Source organism: Streptomyces sp. NBC_00259 (assembly GCF_036181745.1).
Taxonomy (GTDB): domain Bacteria; phylum Actinomycetota; class Actinomycetes; order Streptomycetales; family Streptomycetaceae; genus Streptomyces; species Streptomyces pratisoli.
Genome location: NZ_CP108080.1, coordinates 634,413 through 653,561, shown reverse-complemented (window position 1 = coordinate 653,561; position 19,149 = coordinate 634,413). Strand labels below are relative to the sequence as shown.

Sequence of the window (19,149 nt, the reverse complement as noted above, 5' to 3'; positions counted from 1 at the left end):
GCGCGACCCGGCATCTGCGCCGGTCGGTCGGCGTCGTCTAGCGAAGCGACCGGAGGCCCGTGCGGACCTCCTCGACGAGGAGCTCCGGCTGCTCCCACGCCGCGAAGTGCCCGCCCTTGGGGAGCTTGTTGTAGTGGACGAGGTTCGGGTACGCCTGCTCGGCCCAGCTCCTGGGCGCCTGGTACATCTCGTCGGGGAAGACGCTCACGGCGACCGGGAGCCTGACGCCCTTGGCGCCGAAGAACGGGCTGGTGTTCTCCCCGTAGAGGCGAGCCGCGGAGACCGCCGTGTTCGTCAGCCAGAAGAACGTGATGTTGTCGAGGACGTCGTCACGGGTCAGTCCCTCCTGCTGTCCGGCGAAGGACCGGGAGATCATGGCCAGGCTGTCCCTGTCGTGGTCGAGCATGAAGGCCGCGAGACCGACGGGAGAGTCCGCCAATGCCGTCAGCGACTGCGGACGCGACCCCATGATGTAGGCGTAGTAGACGTGCCGGTACACGAAGTCCAGCTGCTCGACCGCCGCCTTCTCCTCGTCGTTGGACAGGACGACGTCGGAGGGAAGCGGGTTGCCGGCCACGATCGCCGCCTCGATGGCGGGCGGAACCACCTTGGGCATGTTGGTGTGGATGCCGACCAGGCCCTCGGGCTCCTGAACGGCCATGATGTCCGAGACGACCGCACCCCAGTCACCTCCCTGCGCGGCGTACTTCGTGTAGCCCAGGCGCTTCATCAGCTCGCCCCAGGCGCGTGCGATGCGCTCGGGGCCCCAGCCGGTCGTGGTGGGCTTGCCCGAGAACCCGTAGCCGGGCATCGACGGGATCACCAGGTGGAAGGCGTCCGACGCGCTCGCGCCGTGGGCGGTGGGGTCGGTGAGTGGTCCGACGATCTTCAGCTGCTCGATGACCGAGCCGGGCCAGCCGTGGGTGACGATCAGCGGCAGAGCGTTCTCATGCTTCGAGCGGACGTGGATGAAGTGGATGTCCAGACCGTCGATCTCGGTGATGAAGTGGGGCAGCGCCTTCAGCTTCGCCTCGACCCTGCGCCAGTCGTACTCGGCGGCCCAGTAGCGCGCGAGTTCCTGGATCGTCGCGAGCTGCGTGCCCTGCGACTGGTCCGAGACGGTCTCCTTCTCGGGCCAGCGCGTCGCCTCGATGCGCGCACGCAGGTCCGCGAGCTCCTCCTCCGGGAACTCGAACGTGAACGGCCGGATCGCCGTCGACTCGGAAATGACAGACATGTGAGGGTCTCCTTGCTGGGGGGCGGCGACGTGTTCGTGCCGCCGGTCCGTCCACGGTGGACCGGGTCTGCGTGTGTGGCCCCAGGGGAAACCCCGGGGGTTGGTCCCGTGGTCGGACCCGGGGCGGGCGTGAGCCCGCGCAACTGCCAAAGGGGGCGAAAGGGAATAAGATCACGATGACGCATCAGCGGGGGACCAGGAAGATCGACCCATGAGCGTGCCCGCCATCGAGAATCCGATCGGACTGCGGGGCCGGAGCCAGGAGCTGGCCGCGCTGGAGCGGGTGCTGGCCACGGCGCGGGAGGGCGGCAGCGCGGTCCTCGTCCTGCGTGGTGAGGCGGGGATGGGCAAGACCGCGCTGCTGGACCACGCGGCCGGCCGGGCCGAGGGATTCCGCACCGCCGTCGTCGCGGGCGTCGAGTCGGAGATGGAGCTTCCGTACGCGGGCCTTCAGCAGCTCTGCGCGCCCATGCTGGGTCGGCTCGACGAGCTGCCCCTACCGCAGCGCGACGCGTTGTCCGTCGCGTTCGGGCTGCGGGAGGGCCGGCAGGGCGAGCCGCCCAGTCGGTTCCTGGTAGGTCTGGCCGTGCTCGGTCTGCTGGCCGGCGCCGCACAGGACCGGCCGCTGGTCTGTCTCGTCGACGACGCGCAGTGGCTCGACGACGGGTCGGTGCAGGTGCTGGCGTTCGTCGCCAGGCGGCTGGTGGCCGAGTCGGTGGCTTTGATCTTCGCCCTGCGGGACCTCGACAACGACCATGAGCTGGCCGGCCTGCCGGAACTGCTCGTCGGGGGTCTGGGCGAGCCCGACGCGCGTGCCCTGCTCGCTTCGGCCGTCCGCGGGCCGCTGGACCCGCTCGTACGGGACCGGATCGTCGCCGAGGCCCACGGCAACCCGATGGCCCTGCTGCGGGTGCGACGTGGGCTCGCCCCCGCCGAGCTGGCGGGCGGATTCGGGCTTCCCGGGGGTCGCTCCATGGCGAGCTGCCTCGAGAACGCTCTTCACCAGCAGTTCCGTTCACTTCCGCAGGACAGCCGACGGCTTCTGCTGATCGCCGCTGCCGAGCCGACCGGAGACGTGTGTCTGTTGTGGCGTGCCGCCGGTCTGCAGGGGATACCGGCGGGTGCCGCCGCACCGGCCGAGGCCGCAGGGCTGGTCGAGTTCGGTACCGGGGTGCGGTTCCACCACTCTCTGGTGCGCTCGGCCGTCTACGGGAGGGCGGCCGCGCCGGATCGCCGGGCGGCGCATCGGGCGCTGGCGGAAGCCACCGATCCTCGCCTCGACCCTGATCGCAGGGCGTGGCACCGCGCTCACGCCGCCGCCGCGCCCGACGAAAGCGTCGCCGTCGACCTGGAACGCTCGGCCGGCCGGGCCCACGGCAGGGGAGGGGCCGCTGCGGCAGCCGCGTTCCTGCGGCGTGCGGCGGAACTGACACCCGATCCCGCACGGCGCGTCACCCGTGCGCTGGCGGCCGCGCAGGCCGAGATCGACGCGGGCGGGGCCGCTCAGGCCGACAACATGCTGGCTGCCGCGGAGGCCGGGCCGCTCGACGACCTGCAGCGCGCCCGGCTCGAGCGGCTTCGAGCCCGGCTGGTGTTCTCGCGGCTGCGCGGCGGCGACGCACCCCGCCTGCTCCTCGACGCCGCAGACCGGCTGGCACCCCTCGACGCCGCCCTGGCCCGCGACACCCTGCTGGAAGCGGTCGGCGCGGCGATCTTCGCGGGCCGGCTGAGTGACGGCCCCGGGCAGCGGGAGGTTGCCGAGGCGGCCCGGGCCGGACCACCGCCGCCGGATCCACCGCGGATGGTCGACGTGCTTCTGGACAGCACGGTGGGCCTGATCATCGACGGCCCTGCCGCCGGCGTCGACGCTCTCAAGCATGCCCTGAACGTCGTCCGGCAGGCGCAGGCGCAGGCGCAGGCGCAGGCGCAGGCGCAGGCGCAGGAGTCCGGTGCCGGGGACGCGGACCGGCGCTGGCTGTGGCTGGCATTCCGGGTGACACCCGAACCTCTCGCGCCGGAGCTGTGGGACGACGACGCGTGGTACGAACTGGCGGCCGGGGCGGTCGGCACCGCCCGCGAGGCGGGGGCGCTCGCCGTCCTCCCGATGGCGCTGACCTATCAGGCGTGCTTCCACGTCCACGCAGGCGAGTTCGACACCGCGGCGGCTCTGATCGACGAGGCGACGGCGATCTCCGAGGCGACGGGTGGGGCACCCATGATGTACACCTCACTCGTGCTCGCCGCCTGGCGGGCGGAGGAGTCCGAGGCGCTGGCCCTCATCGAAAGCACCGTCGAAGAGGTGGTCGCCCGGGGGGAGGGACGCTCTCTCGGCCTCGCCGAGTACGCGACCGCCGTGCTGTACAACGGCCTCGGCCGCTACGACGACGCGCTGGCGGCCGCGACGCGCGCCTGCCGGTACGAGGATCCGGGATTCCACGGGTGGGCGCTGGCCGAACTGATCGAGGCGGCCGTCCGCAGTGGGCAGCAGGAAGTCGCGGCGACGGCACTGGACGCACTCACCCGACGCACGGGCGCCGGGGGAACCGAATGGTCCCGCGGCACGGAGGCCTGCTCGCGCGCGCTGCTGAGCGACGACGAGGCCGCCGACGCGCTCTACGGGGAGGCGATCGAGCGTCTCGGACGGTGCCGGATCGCCGTCCACCTCGCCCGTGCCCGTCTGCTGTACGGCGAGTGGCTGCGTCGCCGTAACCGCCGCCAGGAAAGCCGTACGCAACTGCGCTCCGCCCACGAGGCGTTCACCCGGTTCGGAGCCGGCGGCTTCGCCGAGCGCGCCCGCAGGGAACTGGTGGCGACCGGTGGGACCGTACGCAGCCGGACGGCCGGAGCCGATGCCGAGCTCACCGGCCAGGAGGCCCAGATCGCCCGGCTGGCCAGGGACGGGCTCACCAACTCCGAGATCGCCGCCCAGCTGTTCATCAGCCCGCGCACCGTGGAGTGGCACCTTGGCAATGTGTTCTCCAAGCTCGGAGTCAGCTCTCGCAGACACCTTCGTGCGGTGCGGTCTTCTCCGAGACCGGTGACGCCGATGGGGTGACACCAGAGGCCGGTGGCCCGACCCCTGGCGGACGACCGCCGCATTCGACCGCGCACACATGAGGAGGCAGACCATGGCAGTGGCACGAGTCGGACTCGTCGTCCACCAAGGGCGTCCCGAAGCCGTCGAAGCGGCCCGGGTGGTGCGTGCATGGAGCGAGGAGCGGGGCGTCCGCTGCACCGACATCGACGTGTGGCAGGAAGGCGAGCAGCGCCGCAGCGCCCAGGAGGAACTCGACACCGCGGGCGACCCCGACCTCATCGTCACCCTGGGCGGGGACGGCACGTTCCTGCGCGGTGCGCGCCTGGCCGCCGAGAACGATGCCCTCGTGCTCGGCGTCGACCTCGGACGCGTGGGATTCCTGACCGAGGTGCCCGTGCAGGACGTGCGACTGGCCCTGGACGCGGTGCACGAGGACCGCGTCAACATCGAGAGGCGCATGCTGCTCACCATGCGCGCCTCGTGCCCCCTGGAACTGCCCGAGGACATGGAAGCCCTGATGCGCTTCGGCCGCGGCCCCCTCCTGCCGCCGCCCTGTGTGCGCGCGGAGTGCCGGCAGGGCGGCGGATGGGGCATCGCCCTGGACGCGACAGCGCTCAACGACGTCGTCCTGGAGAGGCTGGCGCGGGACCATCAGGTGTCGGTGGGCGTCTATGTCGCCGGGCGGCTGCTGGCCTCGTACTCCGCCGACGCGCTCATGGTCGCCACGCCGACCGGTTCGACCGCCTACAGCTTCGCGGCCGGCGGACCGGTCATCTCCCCGCGCGCCGAGGCCCTCGTCTTCACCCCCGTCGCGCCCCATATGGCGTTCAACCGATCCGTCGTCGCCGCTCCCGACGAGCCCATCGCACTGCGCCTGCTCGAACGCTCGGGTCTCGCGGCGGTCAGCCTCGACGGTCAGCTGCGCGGCGTGCTCCGGCCCGGGGAGTGGATCGGTGTCTACGCCGCACCCCGCCCCCTGAGAGCCGTGCGGCTCGGGCCCACCGACTTCTACGGTCGCCTTCGCGAGCGCATGAGGCTGACCGATGCTCCGGCCGCGGCCGCCGACGGGGACGCCGCACCGCTGTGGCCGCTGACGACCCCCGCTCCACCCGACCTCGCCCACCTGAGCCTGCCGCCGGTCCGGGCCGGTGCCTACCCGCTGCGGTGAGCGCCGTCGGGCCCGCTCCACCGGGTGGAGCGTGGACAGCCCGCGTCGGCCAGGATAGGTTAGGCAAGCCTAACCTAAGGAGTTTCGATGGCCCTCGCAGACGTCCGCGCGACCGGACCCACCAACGCGGAGCGGATTCGTTCGGTCATGTCAGCCTCCACCTCGTTGAGCCTGACGACCGGCGGCAACTGCTACGACCTGATCGCCATGCACACCGTCGACGAGCAGGGCCGGTTGCGGCTGCACGCCCCGGCCGACAGTCCCCTCGCCGCCGAGGCCGTGTGTGCGCCGCGTGGGCTCCTGGCGGGGCTGCTGCAGTTCACCGACATCGCCCCCGTCGCGGTGCGGGACCGGATCCGGGCGCGCGTCACGCTCTCCGGCCGGCTCACGCCGGCCGACGTCCAGTCGGCCCCGGACGTGCTCGTGCTCCGTCTCGAGGCCGTGCGGGCGACCATCGAGAGGGACGGGCTCGCCGAGGACGTACGCCTCGACGAGGTGGGCCTCGCACGGACCGATCCGCTGGCGGCCGAGGAAGCGGGGATGCTGAACCACCTCGACCGCGACCACCACCACCACGACGTCGTCGCCGGGTTGAGCCGCCTCGCGGACGCGCGGGTGCTGCGGGACGCCCGCCACGTCCGGCCGCTCGCCCTGGACCGCTACGGAATCACCCTTCGCTGCGAGTACGCCCGAGGGCACCACGACATCCGCATCCCGTTCCCGGTCCCGGTGCGGGACGCCGCCGGGATCGGCGCACAGATCGACCGGCTGCTGAGCCAGGCCCACGGCTGCCCGCACCGGCGCCCCTAGCGCGCCACGCGGTAGTGCAGGTAGACGAATTTCGAGCTGAACGTGCGGGTCTCGACGAGTTCGAGATCCACCCGGCGCTCGCGCTGGGGAAAGAAGGGGATGCCACCGCCGACCAGTACCGGGTGGACCATGACCCGGTACTCGTCGATCAGACCCGCCGCGGCCGCCTCGGCGGCGAGAGTCGCGCCGCCGATGGCGATCTCGCCCTCCCCCGGCTCGGCTCGCAACCGCTCGATCTCCTCCGTCACGCCCCCGGAGGCCAGGCGGGCATGGCCCTGCACGGCCGAAAGCGTGGTGGAGAACACCACCTTGGGGAGCGGCTTCCAGAGCGCGGCCCACTCGAGCATGGCGTCGTCGAGCGAGGGATCCTGGTCGGCGGTCTCCCAGTAGAGCATCGTCTCGTACAGCCGTCGTCCCAGGAGGTGGACGCCGACCCCTCGGATCTCGTCGATCCAGAAGCGGAAGACGTCGTCGTCGGGCGCCGTCCAGTCGAAGCCGCCGTCCGGCCCGACGATGTAGCCGTCCAGCGAGATGCTCATCGAATAGGTCACGCTGCGCATCGGAAGTCCTCCTCGGTGACGGGTTCGACAGTACGACCGCCGCACCCCGCAGGACTCATCGCCGCTCGCGGGATCCTCCTCGGATCCACCGCCCCCTCGAAGATCGTCACGAAGGGCGGCGCTCTTTCAGCCCGTCGGCCCGCCGCGGGGAGGCCGCGTCGGGCGCGGTCGCCGCACGCAGCCTGGCGCGCAGCACGGCCGACCGGACCCTGAGTCGCTGCAGAGGAGTGGGTGGCAGCGCGCGGGCGGAGCCGCGCGCGTAGTGGCGTTCGACGTAGAACTGGCCCACGCCGAGCACCGTGGTGACGCCGACGTACCAGAGGGTGGCGACCATCAGCAGCGGAATGACCTGGTACGTCTGGTTGTAGACGAGCTGGACCGAGTACAGCAGGTCGTGCACTGCCAGCACACTGACGATGCTGGTGCCCTTCAGGGTGCCGATCAGCATGTTCCCCGCGGTCGGCACGATGGAGCGCATCGCCTGCGGAACGACGATCCGGCGCAGTGTGCGCCGTCTGCCGATGCCGAGTGCCTGGGCGGCCTCCGTCTGGCCGGGGTCCACCGAGATGATCCCGCCGCGGACCACCTCGGCGGCGTACGCGGCTTCGTGCAGGGTCAGCCCGATGACGGCGGTGAGCGTGGGCCCCAGCAGATTGACCGTCTGGACGGTGACGAACTGCGGCCCGAAGGGAATGCCGATGCCGAGCGTCGGGTAGAGCGCGCCGATGTTGAACCAGAACAGCAACTGCACCAGCAGGGGCGTCGACCGGAAGATCCATACGTAGCCCCAACTCGGCGTGCGCAGCACCGGGTTGCCGGACAGACGCATCACGGCCAGCGGGGTGCCGAGCAGGAAGCCGAGCACCATCACGACGCCGGTCAGCCACAGGGTCAGCAGCAGCCCGTCGAGCACGGCGCCGGTGGTGAAGTACCGGCCCACCACCTCCCATTGGAAGGCCGGGTTGCGGACGACGGAGTCGATCACTATGGCGAAGACCAGCAGCGCGACGGCGGCCGACACCAGACGGGCCACGTGCCGGCGCGGCACGATCCGCGGCAGATCGCCGTCGGTGCCGTGGCCTGGGGCCTCCGGAGACTCCGGGGGCGGGACGGGTACGGAGCTGCTGGAGGGAGCGGTGACGTCGGAAGGCGAGACCATCGGGAGGCTCTCCGGGGAGGGATTCGCGGGCGTGGTGGCCACCCGGCGGCACACGCACCCTCGGACCGTGCGGACACGGCGCGGGTACGGGGCGGGCGGGCCCCGGCGTCATCACCTGTGCCACGTCCCTCAACGCGGCGGGAGCGGCCGCCGCGCGACGCGCAGCCGGTCCGTGTCCGATCGTACGAGGCCAACGCGCCCATGTGTCAACCATGCTGAGGAAACGGCCCCTGCCGGTCCGGCAACTCCGGTCCGGCATCCGGGCAGTGGTTGACGAGCAGCGCGATGTACTGCTCAATTGGTCCCATGAATGCCGAGCAGCGCCTGGTCACCCGTGACCACATCGACTTCGGTCGGGTGTGGTCCGCGGCGTGTTGCGCCTGACTCGGCAGCGGGCTGTCCGAACGGCCCTTTCCCTCCCTCGGTGACCCCGTCGCGGGCCGAGCTCTCCCTTCGCCGCACCATCGTCCGTAAGCAGACCTGATCAGGGTCGTACGGACGACCCGTGCCGCGATCCCGGACACACGCTGCCGCCGCACACCTCGCCCGAGGCGCCACCGCCCCCGGCGTCATCACACCTGCTTCACCCTCCCGTTTCCACCAACCCGATGGTGCCGTCGCACACGGCCCGTACCAAGGGCAGCTCCGTCCTGCCCGCATGCGGTCCACGGCACCAGAGAACTCGAGGAAAGGCCCTCTCCCATGCCTGTGGAGTTTCTCGGCATCGCCGCCACCCACGACGGGTCGGAGACGACCCCGCGCTCCGGCGCCGCCTTCGACAAGCAGTACACGCTGCGGCTCGCCCGGGCGCACGAAGAGCACGGCTGGGACCGGGTGCTGTTCGCCTACGGCTCCGGGTCACCGGATCCCGCCCCGGCAGCCGCGTTCATCGCGAGCAGACTGGACACCCTGCAGATCCTGCTCGCCCACCGGCCCAACGTCTCGTACCCCACCTTCGCCGCCAAGACCTTCGCCACCCTCGACCGGATCAGCGAGGGGCGGCTGACCGTGCACTTCATCACCGGCGGCAACGACCACGAACAGGGCCGCGAGGGGGACACCCTCACCAAGGATCAGCGCTACGCCCGCACTCGTGAGTACATCGGCATCGTCAAGAAGATCTGGACCACCCACGAGCCCTTCGACCACGAGGGTGAGCACTACCGCTTCCACGACTTCGTCAGCGATGTGTTCCCCGTCCAGCAGCCGAGGCCCGGCGTGTCCTTCGGCGGTTCCTCCCCCGCGGCGTACGAGGCGGGCGGAGCCGAGGCCGACATCTACTGCCTGTGGGGTGAGCCCCTGGCGCGGACCGCGGAACAGATCGAGGCGGTGAAGGCCGCCGCGAAGGCCGCCGGCCGCACCGACATTCCCCGTATCCAGGTCGCCTTCCGTCCGATCATCGCCCCGACCGAGGAACTGGCCTGGGAGAAGGCCCACCGTACGGTCGGCGCCATTCGCGCCCGGCAAGGACAGGGGCTCGTGCGCCACCACCGAAGCGGCGCCGAGCGGGCTGCGACACCGCAGAACACCGGGTCGCAGCGGCTCGTCGCCATCGCCGAGGCGGGGGAGCGCTACGACCGCGCGCTGTGGACGCCCACCGCGGCCGCCACCGGCGGCGCCGGCAACTCCAACGCCCTCGTCGGCACTCCCGAGACGGTCGCCCAGGCGCTGCTCGACTACTACGACCTGGGCGTGGACATCCTGTCCGCCCGCGGTTACGACCTGCTGGACGATGCGATCGACTTCGGGCGGTACGTCATCCCGATCGTCCGCGAGGAGGTCGCCGAACGCGACGCGGAGCGCGAGGCGAAGCGCGCGGCGGACCCTGCGGCGCACGGCCCTCAGGCGCTCGCGGCGGTGCACGCATGACCTCCGCACCGGAACTGACGGTCATCCAGGTCGCCGTCTCCGACCCGCGGGTGGAACCGCTGCTGCGGGAACTCGGCGACGAGTACACGGCCCGTTACGGCGGCGATGCCCGCACCGAGCTCGCCCGCTACCCCGACGAGGAGTTCACCGCACCCCACGGCGGCGTACTGCTGCTGCTCCTGGAGCGCGGCGAGCCGGTCGCAGGCGGCGCCTTCCGCAGGTACGACCCAACCACGGCCGAGCTCAAGAGGATCTGGACGCACACCGCCCACCGCCGGCGCGGTCTCGCCCGCCGTGTCGTCGCGGAACTGGAGCGGGAGGCCGGCGCCCGGGGCTACCGGAGGATCTGGCTGACCACCGGCCCGCGCCAGCCCGAGGCCCGCGGCCTGTATCTGGTCAGCGGCTACACACCGCTGTTCGACACGCAGGCCGATCCGGAAGCGCTCGGCCTCCTGCCCTTCGAGAAGCACCTCGGCACCGACGCCACCAGCAGCAGCGCCGACACCACCGACGCCACCCGCACCACCAGCAGTGCCGATCCCGATCCCACCGACGCACCTACCGGAAAGGCCTCCGCCCGGTGAACCTCTCCGGAACCAGAGCCCGTCTGCGCCTCGCCGCGCTCGTTGCGCTGCTGCCCCTGACGGCACTGACCGCCTGCGGCTCCGGCGCCACCGACGGGACCACGGCGGCCGGCGCCCAGGCCCCCCGCACGAGCACCGACGATCCGGTCGCCGCCGTACGCAAGGTGGACTCCGTCGCCGCCCTGCTGCCCGACGACGTACGGACGTCGGGCCGTCTGCGGGTCGGCAGCGCCATCGCCGCCCCGCCGGGCGCGTACTACCCGCAGGGCGCCTCGGGGACGAAGCCCGCCGGTCAGGACATCGACATCGCCGATGCCGTGGCCAAGGTCCTCGGCGTCGAACTGGAGCGGCAGGACGCCTCCTTCGAGACGATCCTGCCCGCCCTCGGCAGCGGCAAGTACGACGTCGGAACCGGCAACTTCGGGGTGACCACCGAACGGCTGAAGACCATCGACTTCGTCACCTACATCAACGACGGCCAGGGCTTCGCGGTGAGGAAGGGCAACACCTCGCTCGGAAAGAAGGTCTCCGAGCTCACCCAGTTGTGCGGGCTGACCATCGGCACCGGCGCCGGCACCACCTTCGAGAAGACCCTCGCCGCACAGAAGGGGAGATGCGCCGAGACCGGCAAGGAACCGTACGACGTCAAGGTGTTCTCGGAGAACGGGGCCACCGTCACGGCCGTGCAGCAGGGCCGCGTCGACGTGGTGATGTCCACCATCAACGGCCTGCGCCACCAGGCGGCACAGCCCGCGTCCCGGACCGAGTTCCTGGGCGAGTTCCACCGTCTCGACGTCGGCTTCGCCTTCAGGAAGGGGTCCCCGCTCACCCGGGCGTTCCAGGGCGCCGTCAACGAGCTGATCAAGAACGGCACGTACGACCGGATCCTCAGGAAGTGGGGGACCACCGCCTCCGCGATCGAGACGTCGCGGATCAACCCGCCCGAGCACACGCAGTGAGCAGGAACACCACCATGGAACTCACCAAGGACTCCGCGCCACCCGGCGCCGCCACGCAGCCGGCCGCCGCGGCAGCCTGCCCCGGAAGTCCGGGCCGGGACCCGGCCCATGACGAACCCGGCTCGCTCAGGGTCGTCCCCGCACGTCACTACGCGCGCTGGGCGGCGGCCGCCGCCGTGGTCGTCCTGGCCGCCCAGTTCGTGCACGGACTGGTCACCAACCCGGTCTGGGAGTGGGGCGTCTTCCGCGACTACGTCCTGTCCGAGACGATCGTCGAGGCGGTGGGGGTGACCCTGCAACTCACCGCGTACGCCACCGTCCTGGGCTTCGTCCTCGGCACGGTGCTGGCCTTCATGCGACTGTCGCACAGCCCCGTGCTCCAGACCGTGGCCTGGACCTACATCTGGATCTTCCGCTCCATACCGATGATCGTCCAGCTGGTGTTCTGGTTCAATCTCAGCGCCCTGTACAAGGAGCTGGGCGTCGGCATTCCCTTCGGCCCGGTCTTCTGGTCCGTCGACAGCAACAGCCTCATCGGCACCATCGGCGCCGCACTCATCGGGCTGTCGCTGCACCAGGCCGCGTACGCCGCCGAGATCGTCCGCGGCGGCGTCATCTCCGTCGACCACGGCCAGCTGGAAGCCGCCGCGGCACTGGGCATCCCACGGCTGCGGCAGATCCGGCGGATCGTGCTCCCCCAGGCCATGCGCGCGATCCTGCCCACCGCCGGCAACGAGATCATCGGCCTGCTCAAGGGGACCTCGGTGGTCTACGTGATGGCGATCGGCGAACTCTTCTACCAGGTACAGGTGATCTACGGCCGCAACGGCCGCGTGATCCCCCTGTTGCTGGTCGCCACCGCCTGGTACGTGCTCCTGACCTCCCTGCTGTCGGTCGCGCAGTACTACGTGGAACGCCACTTCGCCCGGGGGGCCGACCGCACCCCGCCGCTCACCCCGGTCCAGCGCGCCGTGCGCTTCGTCCGCACGGTGCGGACCGCGGCGGCGCAGCGCAACCGGTCCGTCGTACCAGCGGGCCCGCTGGGAGGCAGCCGATGAGCGAAGTGATGGTGGACGTCCGCGGCGTCCACAAGAGCTTCGGGCCGCTTCAGGTGCTGCGCGGTGTGGATTTGAAGGTCCGTCAGGGCGAGGTCACCGTGATCCTCGGCCCGTCCGGCTCCGGGAAGTCGACCCTGCTGCGCACCATCAACCACCTGGAGAAGGTGAACCGCGGCTGGATCAGCATCGACGGCGAACTCATCGGCTACCGCCGCTCCGGCGGCAAGCTGCACGAGCTGAAGGAGAAGGACGTCCTGAAGCAGCGCACGCACATCGGGTTCGTCTTCCAGAACTTCAACCTGTTCCCGCACCTCACCGTGCTGGAGAACCTCGTCGAAGCCCCGGTGTCCGCGCTGCGCCGCCCGCGCAAGGAGGCCGTCGAGGCGGCCGGGCGGCTCCTGGAGCGCGTCGGCCTCGCCGACAAGGCCGGCGCGTACCCGCGTCAGCTGTCCGGCGGGCAGCAGCAGCGCGTGGCCATCGCGCGTGCGCTCGCCCTGCGGCCCAAGGTGCTGCTCTTCGACGAGCCCACGTCGGCGCTCGATCCGGAGCTGGTCGGCGAGGTCCTCGACGTGATCAAGGATCTGGCCCGCAGCGGCACCACCATGATCGTCGTGACCCATGAGATCGGCTTCGCCCGCGAGGTCGCCGACACCGTGGTGTTCATGGACGCGGGTGTCGTCGTCGAGCAGGGACCGCCCACGGCCGTACTGGACGACCCGCGGTCCGACCGCACCCGCGCCTTCCTCTCCAAAGTCCTCTGAACCGCCCCCGTTTCCCCCTCTCGTCCCCTGTTACGCACGCAAGGAGAACGCCCGTGTCCGCCCTCTTCACCCGCCGCCTGACCGCACCCGCGCTCGGACTCGCCGCCGCCCTCGTCCTCACCGCCTGCAGCAACCCCACGGACGGCGGCACGACCGAGGTCGCCGCCACGACCGGCGCACGCACGAAGATCAACCTCGGCCCGGACCAGAAGCGGATCACCACCGGCAAGGTCGACTCCATAGCGGCCAAGGTGCCGACCGAGATCCGCAAGAGAGGCACCCTGGAGATCGTCGCGTCCTCCGGCTCAGCGGCGCCGCTGACCTTCCACGCCACCGACAACAAGACCGTCATCGGCGTCGAGCCCGACATCGCCCACCTCGTCGCCGACGTCCTCGGACTCGAGCCCCGCATCAACACGGTCTCCTGGGAGAACATCTTCATCGGCCTGGACAGCGGCAAGTACGACGCCGGCTTCAGCAACATCACGGTCACCGAGGAGCGCAAGGAGAAGTACGACTTCGCCCCCTACCGCAAGGACGACCTCGCCTTCGAGGCGAAGAAGGGCAGCGGCCTGAAGGTCACCGGACCCGAGGACGTGGCGGGGAAGACCGTCGCCGTGGACACCGGCACCAACCAGGAGAAGCTGCTGGTCGAGTGGAGCAAGGAGAACGAGAAGGCCGGCCGCGAGCCGGTGAACATCAAGTACTACCAGAACGTGAGCGACACCAACCTGGCGGTCGCCTCCGGCCGGATCGACCTCTACCTCGGCCCCAACCCGACGGCCGCCTATCGCGTCGCCACCGCGGGCAAGACCGAGATCGTCGGAACCTACTCCGGTGCCGGCGCCACCCTCCAGGGCCTGATCGCGGCCACCACCAAGAAGGACAACGGTCTGGTCGAGCCGCTCGCCGAAGCGCTGAACGAGGTCATCGACAACGGCACTTACGCCCAGGTCCTGAAGCGCTGGGGTCTGTCCGAGGAGTCCGTCGAGAAGTCGGACATCAACCCGCCCGGCCTGCCGAAGACCAACAAGTAGCCCGTCGCGGGGTGCGTGGCCGCCGTACGCGGTCGCGCACCCCTCCCGTTCCGGGGAGCCCGCTCCCCGTCCCCCGCAGCAGTGACCGCACAGCCCGACCACGTTCCCGAAGGGTCCACCATGGCCACCGTCCTGTCCGTCTCCGGAAGTCCCTCCGCCACCTCCCGTACCGCCCGGCTGCTGCGGCATCTGGACGCCCGGCTCACCGCCCAGGGCCACGAGGTGATCCCGCTGGACGTCCGCACCATCCCCGCCGAGGCACTGCTCGGCGCCGACTTCCGCCACCCGGCGATCGTCGAGGCCACGGCCCTGTTCGACCGCGCCGACGGTGTCGTGATCGGCACACCCGTCTACAAGGCCGCCTACTCGGGCCTGTTGAAGGCCCTGCTGGACCTGCTGCCGCAGTACGGCCTGGCCGGCAAGACGGTCCTTCCGCTGGCGACCGGCGGAACCACGGCCCACGTCCTGGCGATCGACTACGCGCTGCGCCCGGTGCTCAGTTCCATGGGCGCCGCGCACATCGTCCAGGGCTGGTTCACTCTCGACCGGGACATCGCGGTGGCCGACGACGGCACGCTGACCGTCGCGCCCGACTCGGCCGAAGCCCTCGTCCAGGTCGTCGACCAGTTCTCCGCCGCGCTCGGCAGCCGCACGGCCCTGCTGGCGGCGGCCGGATGAGAGCCCCGTCGCGTCACCGCCAGGCGCCCCGCAGCAGGGCACCGTGCTCCGGCCGGCCGGCCGGCCGCCGCCGGCGGGGGAGGATCGTGCAAGAGCCCGCGAGCATCGTTCTACTGTTTTCGCAGGTCACGGTGGTGGGATGGAGGCATCGGATTCCTACGGAGCACACAACGGCTCCACGTGATGAACAGGTGGTACAACCATGCGGGTCTCCATCGTGACGGGCGCCGGCTCCGGCATCGGGCAGAGCGCGGCCATCCAGATCGCCAAGCGCGGCGAGGGCGTGATCCTCACCTACAACGCCAACCGGGCCGGAGCGCTGGACACGGTCTCGGCGATAGAGAAGGACGGCGGTACCGCCGTCGCGCTGCCGCTGGACGTCGGCCGTTCGGAGACGTTCCCGGCCTTCCGCGAGGCCGTCGTCGCGGCGCTGCGGGAGAACTGGCAGCGGGACTCGTTCGACCACCTGGTCAACAACGCGGGGTTCGGTGCGACGGCGATGTTCCAGGACACGACCGAGGAGCTGTTCGACAGGTTCATGCGGGTGCTGTTCAAGGGCCCGTACTTCCTGACCCAGACCCTGCTGCCGCTGCTGGTCGACGGCGGTGCCGTCGTCAACGTCACCAGCAACTCCGCGCTGACCTCGGGTCTGGAGCCCGGCTACTCCGCCTATGCCTCCATAAAGGGCGGCCTCACCGTGCTGACGCGCTACCTGGCCAAGGAGCTCAGCACCCGGGGCATCCGCGTCAACTCCGTCGCCCCCGGCGCCACCCGGACCCGCATCTCCGACAACGCCTTCGAGCGCTTCCCCGAGGTGATACCGGCCATCGCCGCGAAGACCGCGCTCGGCCGGGTGGGCGAACCCGACGACATCGGCATGTTCATCGCCACGCTGGTCTCCGAGGAGGGCCGCTGGATCACCGCGCAGAACATCGAGGTCTCCGGTGGCTACAACCTCTAGTACCGCTCCCGCAGGCCCTCGTCCGAGAGGGTCAGAGCATGTCCTCGATCGTGATCGGGAGCTTGCGGACCCTGCGGCCGGTGGCGTTGTGGACCGCGTTGGCGATGGCGGCCGCGACGCCCACCTGGCCGATCTCGCCGACGCCCTTCACCCCGAGCGGGTTGACCACCGGGTCGTCGCCCTCGATGAGTTCGACGTCCACGTCCGGGGCGTCGGCGTTGACCGCGACCAGGTACTCACCCAGGTTCGCATTGGCCCAGCGCCCCGTCCTCGGCTGCATGTAGTTGGCCTCCAGCAGCGCCTGGCCCAGCCCCCAGAGCATGCCGCCCATGAGCTGGCTGCCCGCCGTCTTGGGGTTGAGCACCCGGCCGGGGGCGAAGGCGCCCGTCATCCTCCGTACCCGGATCAGCCCGAGCTCCCTGTCCACGGCCACCTCGGCGAACTGGGCGCCGAACGTGAGCATGCCGTACTCCGCGTCCGCCCGCGGCGGGATCCAGGAACCGGTGGCCTCCGCGTCCGGCTGGAAGCTTCGCTGCAGCAGCGCCGCGTACGACTCGCTCGACGTGCCCGCGGTCATGACGCCGTCCTGGACGACGACATCGGCCGGAGCCGCGCCGTACACGGGTGATCCCTTGTCGGCGACGGCCCGGGTGATCATCTGGTTGCGCAGGGCGGTGGCCGCGCTGTGCACGGCGGCGCTGATCATCCCGCTGCCGGCGGAGCCGACGGCGGCGGCGATGCTGGGCAGGTCGGTGTCGCCGTTCTCGAAGCGGCAGCGCTCGAAGGGCATTCCGAGGCCGTCCGCCGCCACCTGGGCCATGACCGTGGCCACGCCGGTGCCGAAGTCGGGGGTGGCCGCCTGGACGACGGCCGTGCCGTCGGCGTACAGGCGGGCGCGGGCACGCTGCGGGTTGGCGGGCGGGGTGACCGGGTAGCCGGCCGTCGCCATGCCGGTGCCGATCAGCCAGTTCCCCTCCCGCCGGGATCCGGGCTCAGCGGCGCGCCGGTCCCAGCCGAAGCGTGCGGCGCCGCGCTCGAAGCACTCCCTGAGGCCGGTGCTGGACCAGGGGTTGCCGGTGCTGGGGTCGTGGTCGCTGATGTTGCGCAGGCGCAGCTCGATCGGGTCCAGGCCGAGTTCCCACGCGAGTTCGTCCATGGCGCACTCGAGGGCGAACATCCCGGACGCCTCGCCGGGCGCGCGCATGAAGGTGGGCGTCATGGTGTTGCCGCGGATCAGCCGGTAGACGCCCTCGTAGGCGGGAGCGGCGTAGATCTGCGAGGAGAGACCCATCGACGGCTCCGCCCAGTCGTCGAAGTGCGAGCCGACCGAGATCTTGTGGTGGCGGATCGCGGTCAGCCGGCCGTCACGCGTGGCGCCGACCGTGAGGTGCTGTTCCTGCTCCTCGCGGTGGCCGACGGAGGTGAACATCTGCTCACGGGTGAGGACGAGCTTGACGGGACGGCCGATCTCCCGGGCGGCCATCGCCGCCAGCGCGGGATGGTTGTGGATCATGGCCTTGCAGCCGAAGCTGCCACCGACGAAGTGGCTGATGACGCGGATCTTCGCCAGCGGGATGCCGAGCAGCTGCGCGACGGTGATCTGGGTGGCGTTGACGCCCTGGGTGGCGTCGTACAGGAGCAACTCGTCACCCTGCCACTCGGCGGTGGTGGCCGACGGCTCGATCGGGTTGTGGTGGTTCGCGGCGTACGTGTACGTGGCGTCCACCCGGACGTCGGCCCCGGCGAGCCCCGCTTCGGCGTCCCCGCGCTCGATACGGCCCGGCAGGAACCCGCCGAAGATCCTCTCGGGTTCGTACGCCTGGTCGCGCCCCTGGTCGATCGTGGTGACCGACGGGGTCTCCTCGTAGCTGATCCGCACCAGGCTCGCCGCGTGCTGGGCGCGCTCGTAGGTGTCGGCGATCACCAGGGCGACGTGCTGGCCCGCGTAGTGGACGATGTCGTCCTGCATCGGGAAGAACGTCTGTCCCGGCGCGGCGGTCCCGGCCAGTGAGGGGATCAGCGGCGGCTGGGAGGCGATCCTCGGCAGGTTCCGGTGGGTCAGCACGGCGAGCACACCGTCCTCGGCCAGGGCGGCGCCCGTGTCGATGGCGGTGATGCGACCGCTGGGTATGCGCGCTCCGACGATGTACGCGTACGCCATGCCCGGGATCGGGATCTCGGCGGAGTAGCGTGCCGCGCCCGTCACCTTGGAACGGCCGTCGACCCGGTCGAGGGCCTGTCCGACGGCCGGGGTTGCCGTGGTCATGCTGGGCTCCCGTTCCCCGCGAGGGTTTCGAGGGCGCGTACGATCGCGCGCCTGGCGAGTTCGACCTTGAAGGCGTTCATCGCGGTGGGCCGTGCCTCGATGAGCTCCACCCGTGCGGCCTGCTCGAAGTTCGCCCGCTCCGCGACCGCACCGATGAGGAAGTCCTCCGCGCGGCGGGCACGCCAGGGCTTGGTGGCCACGCCGCCGAGGGCGACGCGTACGTCCGCCACGGTGTCGTCCACGAGGGACAGCGCCACGGCCACGGAGGCCAGGGCGAACTCGTAGGACTCCCGGTCGCGGACCTTCAGATACAGGGACTTCCGGGCGACCGGCGCGGCCGGCACCTCGATGGCGGTGATCAGCTCACCGTGCGCCATGGGGTGCTCCCTGTGCGGGGTGTTGCCCGGCAGCAGGAAGAAGTCGTCGATGGCGTACGAACGCTCGCCCTCGGCTCCCTGGGTGTGCACCGTCGCGTCGAGCGCCATGAGGGCCACGGCCACGTCGGAGGGATGGGTGGCGATGCAGTGCTCGCTGGTGCCCAGCACCGCGTGCCCTCGGCTGAAGCCCTCGATCGCTGAACAGCCGGTGCCCGGTTCCCGCTTGTTGCAGGGCGACTCGGCGTCGCGGAAGTAGGAGCAACGCACACGTTGGAGCAGATTGCCGCCCATGGAGGCCATGTTGCGCAGTTGCGCGGACGCGCCGAGCTCCAGCGCCTGGGCGATGACGGGGAAGCGTTCGCGTACGACGGGCGCCGCGGCCACCTCGCTCATCCGGGCCAGTGAACCGATGCGCAGGCCCCCTGCGGGGGTGGCCTCGATCCCGGTGAGGGGGAGATCGTTGATGTCGACCAGACGGCGCGGAGTGAGGACGTTCTGGCGGAGGAGGTCGACCTCCGTGGTGCCGCCGGCCAGGAAGTCGCTCGTGGGGTCGGAGCTGACGGCCGCGATCGCGGTGTCCGTGTCAGGGGCGCGGGAGTAGGTGATGGGCCGCACGGCGGGCTCCCTG

At 71.0% G+C, this 19,149-nt stretch carries 16 protein-coding genes; 11 read left to right on the top strand and 5 right to left on the bottom strand.

Annotated features, from left to right (window positions below):
- Positions 1-37: 37 nt before the first annotated feature.
- Positions 38-1,237, bottom strand: a complete 1,200-nt coding sequence (locus tag OG766_RS02845) for an epoxide hydrolase family protein (RefSeq protein ID WP_328724477.1) — start codon at positions 1,235-1,237, stop codon at positions 38-40.
- A gap of 211 nt (positions 1,238-1,448) precedes the next feature.
- On the opposite strand from OG766_RS02845, the gene OG766_RS02840 reads away from it, so the two are divergent.
- The 3 genes from OG766_RS02840 to OG766_RS02830 all read left to right on the top strand — a co-directional run bounded on the left by OG766_RS02840 (position 1,449) and on the right by OG766_RS02830 (position 6,252).
- Positions 1,449-4,292 carry a LuxR family transcriptional regulator gene (locus tag OG766_RS02840; RefSeq protein ID WP_328724476.1) on the top strand — a complete coding sequence of 948 codons (2,844 nt, stop codon included), beginning with the start codon at positions 1,449-1,451 and terminating at the stop codon, positions 4,290-4,292.
- A 73-nt stretch (positions 4,293-4,365) separates the two neighbouring features.
- Entirely contained in the window at positions 4,366-5,442 is a 1,077-nt protein-coding gene (locus tag OG766_RS02835) for an NAD(+)/NADH kinase (protein WP_266376735.1), read from the top strand.
- Between the two features lie 87 nt (positions 5,443-5,529).
- A complete protein-coding gene (locus OG766_RS02830) occupies positions 5,530-6,252 on the top strand; it encodes a DUF2470 domain-containing protein (RefSeq protein WP_328724475.1) in 723 nt (240 codons plus the stop codon).
- Here the strand turns inward: OG766_RS02830 and OG766_RS02825 are convergent.
- A complete protein-coding gene (locus tag OG766_RS02825; protein ID WP_328724474.1) occupies positions 6,249-6,812 on the bottom strand; it encodes a dihydrofolate reductase family protein in 564 nt (187 codons plus the stop codon). The two genes, OG766_RS02830 and OG766_RS02825, sit on opposite strands and share 4 nt — an antisense overlap.
- A 106-nt stretch (positions 6,813-6,918) precedes the next feature.
- The gene (locus tag OG766_RS02820) at positions 6,919-7,971 is read right to left on the bottom strand and encodes an amino acid ABC transporter permease (protein WP_328724473.1); all 1,053 of its coding nucleotides are present in this window, start codon (positions 7,969-7,971) and stop codon (positions 6,919-6,921) included.
- Positions 7,972-8,673: 702 nt separating this feature from the next.
- On the opposite strand from OG766_RS02820, the gene OG766_RS02815 reads away from it, so the two are divergent.
- The 8 genes from OG766_RS02815 (at position 8,674) to OG766_RS02780 (ending at position 15,878) form a co-directional block, all read left to right on the top strand.
- A complete protein-coding gene (locus tag OG766_RS02815; RefSeq protein ID WP_328724472.1) occupies positions 8,674-9,840 on the top strand; it encodes an LLM class flavin-dependent oxidoreductase in 1,167 nt (388 codons plus the stop codon).
- On the top strand, positions 9,837-10,424 hold the full coding sequence (locus tag OG766_RS02810; protein ID WP_328724471.1) for a GNAT family N-acetyltransferase: 588 nt from the start codon (positions 9,837-9,839) through the stop codon (positions 10,422-10,424). The genes OG766_RS02815 and OG766_RS02810 overlap by 4 nt, the downstream gene beginning before the upstream one ends.
- Positions 10,421-11,383, top strand: a complete 963-nt coding sequence (locus OG766_RS02805) for an ABC transporter substrate-binding protein (protein WP_328724470.1) — start codon at positions 10,421-10,423, stop codon at positions 11,381-11,383. The genes OG766_RS02810 and OG766_RS02805 overlap by 4 nt, the downstream gene beginning before the upstream one ends.
- A 14-nt stretch (positions 11,384-11,397) precedes the next feature.
- A complete protein-coding gene (locus OG766_RS02800) occupies positions 11,398-12,441 on the top strand; it encodes an amino acid ABC transporter permease (protein WP_328724469.1) in 1,044 nt (347 codons plus the stop codon).
- Positions 12,438-13,202, top strand: a complete 765-nt coding sequence (locus tag OG766_RS02795) for an amino acid ABC transporter ATP-binding protein (protein WP_328724468.1) — start codon at positions 12,438-12,440, stop codon at positions 13,200-13,202. Before OG766_RS02800 ends, OG766_RS02795 begins: the two co-directional genes overlap by 4 nt.
- Before the next feature lie 53 nt (positions 13,203-13,255).
- Positions 13,256-14,239 (top strand): ABC transporter substrate-binding protein, encoded by a 984-nt coding sequence (locus OG766_RS02790; protein WP_266376760.1) that lies wholly within the window; start codon positions 13,256-13,258, stop codon positions 14,237-14,239.
- Positions 14,240-14,359: 120 nt separating this feature from the next.
- Positions 14,360-14,917: an NADPH-dependent FMN reductase gene (gene ssuE / locus OG766_RS02785; RefSeq protein WP_266376764.1), complete on the top strand. Its 558-nt coding sequence runs from the start codon at positions 14,360-14,362 to the stop codon at positions 14,915-14,917.
- Between the two features lie 202 nt (positions 14,918-15,119).
- Positions 15,120-15,878 (top strand): SDR family NAD(P)-dependent oxidoreductase, encoded by a 759-nt coding sequence (locus OG766_RS02780; protein WP_328724467.1) that lies wholly within the window; start codon positions 15,120-15,122, stop codon positions 15,876-15,878.
- Positions 15,879-15,909: 31 nt separating this feature from the next.
- Here OG766_RS02780 and OG766_RS02775 read toward each other — a convergent pair whose 3' ends face one another.
- Complete coding sequence (locus tag OG766_RS02775; RefSeq protein ID WP_328724466.1) at positions 15,910-18,144, bottom strand: xanthine dehydrogenase family protein molybdopterin-binding subunit; 2,235 nt, start codon at positions 18,142-18,144, stop codon at positions 15,910-15,912.
- The gene (locus OG766_RS02770; RefSeq protein WP_266376776.1) at positions 18,141-19,136 is read right to left on the bottom strand and encodes an FAD binding domain-containing protein; all 996 of its coding nucleotides are present in this window, start codon (positions 19,134-19,136) and stop codon (positions 18,141-18,143) included. Before OG766_RS02770 ends, OG766_RS02775 begins: the two co-directional genes overlap by 4 nt.
- Positions 19,137-19,149 lie beyond the last annotated feature (13 nt).